This is a genomic window from Acidimicrobiales bacterium (genome assembly GCA_035512495.1).
Taxonomy (GTDB): domain Bacteria; phylum Actinomycetota; class Acidimicrobiia; order Acidimicrobiales; family CADCSY01; genus DATKDW01.
Window position 1 is genome coordinate 24179 of sequence record DATKDW010000007.1, and the last position, 9441, is coordinate 33619.

The 9441-nt window shown below is 73.4% G+C and carries 7 protein-coding genes; 4 read left to right on the forward strand and 3 right to left on the reverse strand.

The window, feature by feature from the left end; all coding sequences use genetic code 11:
* Positions 1-23: 23 nt before the first annotated feature.
* Entirely contained in the window at positions 24-3920 is a 3897-nt protein-coding gene (hrpA, locus tag VMN58_00465; protein HUF31662.1) for an ATP-dependent RNA helicase HrpA, read from the forward strand.
* Between the two features lie 15 nt (positions 3921-3935).
* Here the strand turns inward: hrpA and VMN58_00470 are convergent, their stop codons facing one another.
* The gene (locus VMN58_00470; GenBank protein HUF31663.1) at positions 3936-4364 is read right to left on the reverse strand and encodes a hypothetical protein; all 429 of its coding nucleotides are present in this window, start codon (positions 4362-4364) and stop codon (positions 3936-3938) included.
* Positions 4365-4480: 116 nt separating this feature from the next.
* Between VMN58_00470 and VMN58_00475 the strand changes: the two genes are divergently transcribed.
* The 3 genes from VMN58_00475 to VMN58_00485 all read left to right on the forward strand — a co-directional run bounded on the left by VMN58_00475 (position 4481) and on the right by VMN58_00485 (position 7313).
* The gene (locus VMN58_00475; GenBank protein HUF31664.1) at positions 4481-4975 is read left to right on the forward strand and encodes a carbonic anhydrase; all 495 of its coding nucleotides are present in this window, start codon (positions 4481-4483) and stop codon (positions 4973-4975) included.
* Positions 4976-5040: 65 nt separating this feature from the next.
* On the forward strand, positions 5041-6726 hold the full coding sequence (locus VMN58_00480) for a sensor domain-containing diguanylate cyclase (GenBank protein HUF31665.1): 1686 nt from the start codon (positions 5041-5043) through the stop codon (positions 6724-6726).
* A 128-nt stretch (positions 6727-6854) separates the two neighbouring features.
* On the forward strand, positions 6855-7313 hold the full coding sequence (locus VMN58_00485) for a pyridoxamine 5'-phosphate oxidase family protein (GenBank protein ID HUF31666.1): 459 nt from the start codon (positions 6855-6857) through the stop codon (positions 7311-7313).
* 16 nt (positions 7314-7329) lie between these two features.
* Here VMN58_00485 and VMN58_00490 read toward each other — a convergent pair whose 3' ends face one another.
* Positions 7330-8877 (reverse strand): GAF domain-containing protein, encoded by a 1548-nt coding sequence (locus tag VMN58_00490; protein ID HUF31667.1) that lies wholly within the window; start codon positions 8875-8877, stop codon positions 7330-7332.
* Positions 8878-8986: 109 nt separating this feature from the next.
* Positions 8987-9441: thrombospondin type 3 repeat-containing protein (locus tag VMN58_00495; protein HUF31668.1), on the reverse strand; the 455-nt coding region annotated here is incomplete at its 5' end.

A 9441-nucleotide genomic window follows, 5' to 3' on the forward strand; every position in this document is an offset into this window, starting at 1 on the left:
CCACCCCGGGGCGGAACCGGCAGGTGCGATGGCGCCGGCGACCGCCATGCTGGAGGGCTCTGGACGACACCTCCCTCCTCGCCGACCTCGGTGACCGCTTCCCGGCGCTGATGGTGCGCGACGCCCATGACCTCGGGCGGAGGCTCCACCGCGCCCGCCGCCTGGGCGACCCGGGCGAGGCGCGTGCCCTCGCCGAGGCCGTCGCCGAGGCCGAGGCGCGGGTGGCGGCGCGGGCCGCGCGGGTGCCGGCGCCCACCTACCCCCAGTCGTTGCCCATCACCGAGCGCCGGGACGAGCTGGTGGCGGCCATCCGCGACCACCAGGTGCTGGTGGTTGCCGGAGAGACCGGGTCGGGCAAGTCGACCCAGCTCCCCAAGCTGTGCCTCGAGGCGGGCCGTGGCGTCCGAGGCCTGGTCGGCCACACCCAACCCCGCCGGCTGGCGGCCCGGACCATCAGCGAACGGGTGGCCGAGGAGCTCGGCGGCGAGGTCGGCGACGTGGTCGGCTACACGGTCCGCTTCACCGATCGGGTGGGCGACCGCACCCTGGTCAAGGTCATGACCGACGGCATCCTGCTCGCCGAGATCCAGCGCGACCGGATGCTGCGCCGCTACGACACCCTCATCGTCGACGAGGCCCACGAGCGCAGCCTCAACATCGACTTCATCCTGGGCTACCTCAAGTCGCTGCTGCCGAAGCGCCCCGACCTCAAGGTGATCATCACCTCGGCCACCATCGACACCGAGCGCTTCTCCGCCCACTTCGACGGGGCGCCGGTGGTGGAGGTGACGGGCCGGACCTTCCCGGTGGAGGTGCGGTACCGACCCATCGGCGAGGACCCCGACGACGACCGCGACCAGACCCAGGCCATCTGCGACGCCGTGGTCGAGCTGGGCCTGGAGAGCCCGGGCGACGTGCTGGTGTTCCTGAGCGGCGAGCGCGAGATCCGCGACACCGCCGAGGCCCTCGACCGCATGGACCTGCGCCACACCGAGGTGGTGCCCCTCTACGCCCGGCTGTCGGCCGCCGAGCAGCACCGGGTCTTCCAGCCCCACACTGGCCGGCGGGTGGTCCTGGCCACCAACGTGGCCGAGACCTCCCTCACCGTCCCCGGCATCCGCTACGTGGTCGACCCGGGCACGGCGCGCATCTCCCGCTACAGCCGCCGCACCAAGGTGCAGCGCCTCCCCATCGAGGCGGTGTCACAGGCCTCGGCCAACCAGCGGGCGGGCCGCTGCGGCCGGGTGGCGCCGGGCACGTGCATCCGCCTCTACGCCGAGGACGACTTCCTCGCCCGGCCCGAGTTCACCGAGCCGGAGGTGCTGCGCACCAACCTGGCGTCGGTCATCCTCCAGATGACCGCCATCGGCCTCGGCGACGTGGCCGCCTTCCCCTTCGTCGAGCCCCCCGACGCCCGCGCCATCGGCGACGGCATCGCCCTGCTCGAGGAGCTCAACGCCCTCGAGCCCGGCCGCGGCGAGGGCGGCAGGCGCCTCACCGACATCGGCCGGCGACTGGCCGCCCTCCCCCTCGACCCCCGCCTCGGGCGCATGGTCATCGAGGCCGACCGCAACGGCTGCGTGGCCGAGGTGCTGGTCATCGCCGCCGCCCTGTCCATCCAGGACCCCCGCGAGCGGCCCACCGGCAAGGAGCAGCTCGCCGCCGAGCTGCACGCCCGCTTCGCCCACGAGGCCTCCGACTTCCTCTCCTTCCTGCGCCTGTGGGACCACATCCGCGCCGAGCAGGAGGCCCGGAGCTCGAACCAGTTCCGCCGCATGTGCAAGGCCGAGTACCTCAACCACCTCCGGGTGCGCGAGTGGCAGGACGTCCACGGCCAGCTGCGGATCGTCTCGCGCTCCATCGGCATCCGCGCCACCAGCCAGCCGGCCACGCCCGACCAGGTCCACCAGTCCCTGCTGGCCGGCCTGCTGTCCCAGGTGGGGATGCGCGACGGCGAGAAGCAGGAGCTCCTCGGGGCCCGCCAGGCCCGCTTCGCCATCGCCCCCGGCTCGGCCCTCTTCAAGCGGCCGCCGCGGTGGGCCATGGTGGCGGAGCTGGTGGAGACCAACCGGTTGTGGGGCCGGGTGGCCGCCGGGATCCAACCCGAGTGGGTCGAGCGCCTGGGCGAGCACCTGGCCAAGCGCAGCCACGGCGAACCGGTGTGGGACGCTCCCCGCGGGGCGGCCATGGTCAACGAGCGGGTCACGGTGTTCGGCCTGCCCGTGATCGAGGCGCGCCGCATCCCCTACGGGCACGTCGACCCACAGGCCGCCCGCGACATGTTCCTGCACCACGCCCTGGTGGAGGGCGACTGGGACACCCACCACGCCGTGCTCGCAGCCAACCGCAAGCTGGTGGAGGAGATCCGCGCCCTCGAGGACCGGGCCCGGCGGCGCGACATCCTCGTGGACCACGACGCCCTCTTCTCGCTCTACGACCGCCGGGTGGGCGAGGACGTCACCTCGGGCCGCCACTTCGACACGTGGTGGAAGCAGACCCGCCAGCACACCCCCGACCTCCTCACCTTCACTGCCGAAGACCTGATCGACCCCGCCGCCGGCGACGTCAGCGCCGAGGCCTTCCCCGAGGTGTGGCAGCAGGGCGAGCTGGTGCTGCCGCTCGCCTACGAGTTCGAGCCCACCGCCGAGCTCGACGGCGTGACGGTCGACATCGCCCTGAGGTTGATCGACCGCGTGGCCCCAGTGGGCTTCGACTGGCAGGTGCCGGGCCTGCGCGAGGAGCTCGTCACCGCCCTCGTCCGCTCGCTGCCCAAGGGCCTGCGCCGCCAGCTCATCCCGGCCACCGACCACGCCCAGGCCTTCCTCGCCGTCGCCACGCCCGGCCACGGCTCGCTCCTCGAGGTCCTGGCGCGCCACCTCGGCCAGACCATCGGCGAAGCCGTGGTGCCGGGCGACTTCGACCTCGAGCGTGTCCCCGACCACCTGCGGATGACGTTCCGGGTGGTCAGCGCCCGCGGTCGCCCCCTGGCGTGGAGCAAGGACCTCGTGGCCCTGCGACGCCACCTGCAGGACAAGCTCCGGGCGAGCGCCTCGGAGGCCGCCAGCGCCGTGGAGCGGTCAGGCCTCACCTCGTGGACGGTGGGGACGCTGCCCCGGCGGGTCGAGCTGGAGACGGCGGGCCACCGGGTCACCGCCCACCCGGCCCTGGTGGACGAGGGCGACACCGTCGCCGTGCGGACCTTCGCCACCGCCGGCGAGGCCGACCGGGCCATGTGGGCCGGCACCCGGCGACTGCTCCGCCTCACCGCCGGCTCACCGGCCGGGGCGTTGCAACGGCTCCTGCGCAACGAGACGAAGCTGGCGCTGGCGCTTGCCCCGTACGCGTCGAGCGCCGAGGTCCTCGACGACTGCACCACGGCGGCCCTCGACCGGCTCCTGGCCGACGCCGGTGGGCCGGCCTGGGACGAAGCCGGCTGGACGACGCTGGAGGCCGCGGTGCGCGACCGCCTCCCCCGCACGACCGTGGCGGTGGCGGTGCTGGCCGGGCGCATCCTGGCCGCCGCCCACACCGTGCAGCAGCGGGTGGACTCGCTGGTGGCGCCGGCGGTGCAGCCCGCCCTGGCCGACATCTCCACCCAGGTCGCCCGCCTCGTCCACCCCGGCTTCGTCGCCGCCACCGGAGCCAAGCGCCTCGCCGACGTGGCCCGCTACCTCGAAGCGGTCGACCGCCGGCTCGACAAGCTGGTTCGTGACCCCCACCGCGACCGGGCGCTGATGCAGCGGGTGCAGCGGGTCGAAGACGCCTACGAGGAGCTGCGGGGTCGCCGAGGCGGGCCCGAGGTGGCCGAGGTCCGCTGGATGGTCGAGGAGCTCCGGGTGAGCCTCTTCGCCCAGGCGGTGGGCACCCCCCGACCTGTCAGCGAGGAGCGGGTGCGGCGCGCCATCGACGCACTGGGCTGACCCGCGACGGGCGGGCTACCAGAGCAGCGTGCGAAGGTCGCCCACGGCCTGGACGGCCAGGAGGACCAGGATGCCGCCGCCGATGGCGGTGTAGCCCCAGCGCATGCGGTGGTCGGCCGCCCAGAAGCGGCGCATCGAGACGATGATGGCCACGGTGGACACCAGGCCCACGGTGATGCCCAGGAGGGGCCCGACGGCCCCGGTGAGGCCGAGCACGGGACCGGCGATCGGCAGCAGCACGTAGGTCAGCAGGCAGCGCACGGTAGAGACCGCCAGCGAGGCGCTGAACGCGTTGCGGGCCGACGACAGGCTGCTGCGAGGGCCCCCCACGGGGACCCGCAGGAGGCGGCGCACGAAGGCGTCGGCCGGGGGAACCGCGATGGTGGCGGCGACGGCAGGCGGCGCATCGAGGTCGTCGGGCCGGACGGCCACCGAGTGCTCCATGGCGCCCGATCGTACGTGCCGCTCCGGCCAACGGGGAATCGGGCGGTGCCCCCGGTGTCGCCCGCGCGCCGGCGCGAGTTGCGCCGGCCGGCGTCACCGGGGCTGAATGGCCGACCATGGAACGGATCATCCAGCTCCTCGCCCACAACGAGCGGTACGCGGACGCCCGCGCCAACGTGACGAGCCCCCGCCCCGACCTCAAGCTGGCCGTGGTGACGTGCATGGACGCCCGCATCGACGTGTTCGCCGCGCTGGGGCTCCACCTCGGCGAGGCCCACGTGCTCCGAAACGGCGGCGGTCGGGTGACCCCCGACGTCCTGCGGAGCCTGGCGGTCGCCACCCACCTGCTCGGGGTGGAGACCGTGGTCGTGATGCAGCACACCCGCTGCGGCCTGGCCGGCGTGACCGACGAGGAGCTGCGCAAGGTCACCGGCGCCGACCTGGGGTTCCTCCCCTTCGACGACCACGACGTGGCCCTCCGGGAGGACCTCGAGATCCTCACCACCACCCCCTACCTGAAGACCCTGAAGGTCATCGCCGGGTTCGTCTACGACGTCGACACCGGCCGGGTCGACGAGCTCGTCGAGTGGGAGCGCACCCCCGAGGACTGAACGCCTCGGCCGAACCTCAAGATCTGCCCGATCCGCCCGATAGGTGAAGAAGGAACGGAGGAGGCATGGCCGAGCACGAACTGCGGGACAAGGCGCTGCGGGCGCTGCTCGTGCAGTACCCCGACGCCCTGGTGGGCGGCATCCGCGAGGACGGGCTCTTCGTCCCCCTCCCGCCGAGCGTGCCCGTCGCCGGACACCGCTCCCCCCAGGCCCGGTCGGCCCTCGACCTCGTCCACCCCGGCGACCGGGCCAAGGTGATCTCGGGGTGGGAGCAGGCACGGGACGACGGCGACTCCGAGGGTGAGGGTGTGGGCCAGATGGTGGTGAGGATGGCCGGAGACACCGACGCCCGCGGCATCATCCACATCGCCGACGTCCGGGCCACCCATGGGGTCCGGGTGGCGGTGATCGTGCCCCTCGACGACGACGGCACGGGCCCCCTCGACGACGCGGCGGCGATCGAGTCGCCACCGCCCCGCCTGGTGCGGACCCACAAGGACGGGCTGGCGGTGCTCGTCCACGTCGAGCCCGAGATCATGGAGATACTGGGGTGGGAACCGTCGGAGCTGCTCGGACGACGCATGCTCGATCTCATCCACCCCGACGACCATGAGACGGCCATCAACGCCTGGATGGAGCTGCTCGCCAAGCCGGGCAGCACCAACCGGATACGGGCCCGCCACCAGCACCGTGACGGCCGGTGGGTGTGGGTCGAGATCTCCAACCGGAACCTCCTCGAGGACCCCGACGCCGGCTACGTCGACAGCGAGATGCTCGACATCTCCGAGGAGATGGGCGCCCTCGACGCGCTGCGCGCCAGCGAGCAGCTCCTCCGGCGCCTCGCCGGCGCCCTCCCCGTTGGGGTGGTGCACCTCGACCCGGACCAGCGCCTGGTGTACGCCAACGAGAAGCTGCACCAGATCGTCGGCGCCAGCCCCGCGCGCCTGCCGCGACGCCTGAGCGAGTGCGCGGTGGAACAGGACGTCCTCGACGCCGCCCTCGGCGACGCCCTCGCCGGCACCGACGTCGACGTCGAGCTGCACATCGACCCCTTCGACGGTGGCCCGCGCCGGCGCTGCACCATCGCCCTGCGGGCCCTCACCACCGACGAGGGCGTCGTCACCGGCGCGGTGGGCTGCGTCACCGACGTGACCGACGCGTCGCGCATGCGGGCCGAGCTCGAGTACCGGGCCATGACCGACGAGCTCACCGGCTGCGTGAACCGGGCCACGGCCATGGCCGCCCTCGACCGAGCCCTCGAGTCCTCCGCCGGCGACACCGCGGTGGTCTTCGTCGACCTCGACCGGTTCAAGGCCGTCAACGACCGCTTCGGCCATGCCGTTGGCGACGGCCTGCTGGCGGCCATCGCCGCCCGTATCCGGGCGGTCGTCCGCGCCGGCGACGTCGTGGGCCGCGTCGGCGGCGACGAGTTCCTCATCGTGTGCCCGAACGTGGCCGACCGCGCCCACGGGATGGCCCTCGCCGAGCGGGTGGTCGAGGCCATCGCTCGGCCGTTCTCGATCGAGGGCGTCAAGGTCCACACCAGCGCCAGCGTGGGGCTCGCCTGGGCGGCCGACGCCGAGGACGCCGACGCCCTCATCGCCCGTGCCGATGACGCCATGTACCGATCCAAGCGTGCGGGCGGCCGCCGGGCCGTCCTCGCCGAGACGGCCGACTCGGGCGTCACGATCGTCGACGAGCTCGGTCCCCACCTGGAGCGACTCCACAGGCCCGGGAGCTCTACCCGCTGAGGGCCCGGCCGCCCCTCCACCGCTGCTCGCGGTCGGGGTCGTGACCTTCGACCCTGCCCGGCGACCTGCCCGTGGGCGCACCATGGGTCCGACGGCACAGGGCCGTCCGCCAGACACGAGAGGCAGCGATGACCAGACGCTCGTCCGACACCACGGCCCCCACGGTCGGCGCCGACGGCCTCGAGGTGCTCGAGCGGGCGCACTGCATGGAGCTGCTCGCCAACCACCGGGTGGGCCGGGTGGCGGTGGAGGTGGCCGACGACTCACCCCTGGTGGTGCCGGTCAACTACCTGCTCGATGGCGAGGCGATCGTGTTCCGAACGGACATGGGGGCCAAGGTGCGGGCGCTGCGCCAGGGCCCCGTCAGCTTCCAGATCGACGAGATCGACCCGTACCACCAGACGGGCTGGAGCGTGCTCGTGCGCGGGGTCGCCTACGAGGCAACCGGCGCCGAGGTCGCACACCTGCTGGTCGAGCCCTGGGCGCCCGGGGACAAGGAGCGGTGGATCCGCATCGTGCCCGCCACCGTCACCGGTCGGCGGATCCGCCTCACCGGGTCGCCGGTCGACGACCGCGGGTACCGCTGACCCGACGGCGGCGCGGTCAGAGCCGGTCCAGCGCCTCGCTGACCAGGCGACCGAGCGCTTCGAGCACCTCGATCTCGTCGGGGCCGAAGGTCCGAGACTCGCGGAAGCCGATGGCCAGCGCTCCCCTGGTCGTGTCGCTGCGCACCGGGACGACCGCCAGGGCCTCGCTGTCGATCCGGGGGCTGTCGAGGAAGACCGGGAACCGGGCGACGAGCTCGTCACCGGTCCGGAGGTAGACACCCCGGCCGGTCCGGATGACCTCACCCGCTGGGGTGTCGTCGGTGATGGGGAAGGTGGCCCAACGGCCGCGCACGTCGTCCTCGTAGTTCACTGCGGCAACCAGCTCGACGGTGACGCCGTCGGGGGCGAGGATGCACAGCGACCCGTCGACGGCGCCCATGTCGTCACCGGCCGCCACAAGGGCCTCGGCGACCTGGCGGTGGTCGGTGGCGGCCCTCAGGGCCACTCGTGCGACAGCGAGCCAGCCTCCGTCGGTCACGCCGGGCACCGCCGCCGCGGCCACCGCCGCGCTCGCAAGGCGGGCCGCGGCCGCCACCGCCGGGTCGTCGGCCGGCACGACAGGGAAGGGGCAGGGCGTCGGGGGAGCCCCCCCGACCTGGCGACCGATCTCGTCGACCGCCCACCGACGGAACGCCATGATCTCCGACGGCGGGGCCAGGCACAGGAGCTCGCCGCGGACCGAGAGCTCGGTGATGCGCTCGAGGACGTCGAGGAAGCCCCGCAGCACCTCGACCCCGACGGGGCTGACCGGGAAGGAGACGTCGAGAAGCCGCTCGTGGCGCTCCACTGCCGCCCTGGCCGCCACACGGAACGGGTCGCGCACCTCCGCGGTCAAGGTCACGAACCGGGAGGCCACGTCGACGATGTCGGGTGGGAGCGAGGAGGGAAGGGAGGTGACGGCGAGCTCCCGGACGAGGTCGTCGAGCTGGGCGGCGGCGGTCAGCACGAGGCGCACGGGCACGCCGGGCACCCTGACCACCGTGCCGGACGGCGTCCCTGTCGGCGCACCCGCCGTCGGCGCCTCCGCCGCCTCCGTCTGGCCCTCACCGCCGGTGGCCAGCTCCGCCCACACGACCTTGCCATCGCCGGAGACCTCGGCCCCCCAGCGGTCCGACACGGCCTCGACGACCGTCATCCCCCGGCCCGTCATGGTCTCCACGTCGAGGTCGGTGAGGCCGCCGGCGAGGTCGTCGACGTCGTCGAGCTGGAGCAGCTCGAGAAGCCCGGTACCGGAGGTGACCGGCATGCGGTCGGCGACCTCGTCCCGGACCTCGATGCGCACACCGATGCCGGTCGGCCCGATGGCGATCTCGATGTCGCTACCGGTGTGGATCACGGCGTTCGTTACAAGCTCGGAGAGGAGCAGCTCGACGTCGTCGAGCAGGTGGCCACAGCCGAGCTCGTCGAGCACCTCCCGCGCCCAGCGGCGGGCGGTGGCGATGGCCGCTGCGCCCTCGGCGGCGGCGATGGCGAGGCTGGCGGCGGGCGAGGGCTTCCGACCGCGAGCCGGTCGCCCTCGCTCGTCGTGATCCTCGTGCGCCACCTCGCCTCCTCAACGCTGCGCGCAGGTGCCACGACTCTAGGCCGGTGTCGATTGTAAACCCTCCGCGGTACGAGCGCGCCTGCAGCTCGAAGAGCGCGGCGATCCTGACCTAGCCGCTCCCTGGATACGAGTCGGGATCGCGTGGGTCGGTGCCGTGGGCCTCTTCCTTCTTGTTGCTGTAGCCGTCACCGTCGATGTCGGGGTCACACGCGTCGCCCCTGCCGTCGCCATCCATGTCGGCCTGATCGGGGTTGTGGTGCTTGGGGCAGTTGTCGAGGTGGTCGGAGATGCCGTCGCCGTCGCGGTCGCGGTCCGGGCTGCCGCCGCCCTTGCCGGCCGTGACGGTCCGGGTCTCCGTGGCGACGACCTCGCCGTCGTCCTCCCACCTGATGTCCAGCTCGTGGGTGCCCCGGGGCAGCTCCACCGTGATGGCGAAGTCACCGGAGCCGTAGGCGGTGTCGATGGCCTGGCTGCCGACGACTGCGCCGTCCACGTAGATCCGGACGTGCTCCGTGGCGACGGGACAGCCGTCGGTGCCGTCGCCGGTCGCGTCCTGGCAGTCGT

Coding starts and splice junctions, on each gene's coding strand:
- VMN58_00480 (HUF31665.1), top strand. CDS start 5,041: ATGGCCGAGCACGAACTGCGGGACAAGGCGCTGCGGGCGCTGCTCGTG.
- VMN58_00485 (HUF31666.1), top strand. CDS start 6,855: ATGACCAGACGCTCGTCCGACACCACGGCCCCCACGGTCGGCGCCGAC.
- VMN58_00475 (HUF31664.1), top strand. CDS start 4,481: ATGGAACGGATCATCCAGCTCCTCGCCCACAACGAGCGGTACGCGGAC.
- VMN58_00470 (HUF31663.1), bottom strand. CDS start 4,364: ATGGAGCACTCGGTGGCCGTCCGGCCCGACGACCTCGATGCGCCGCCT.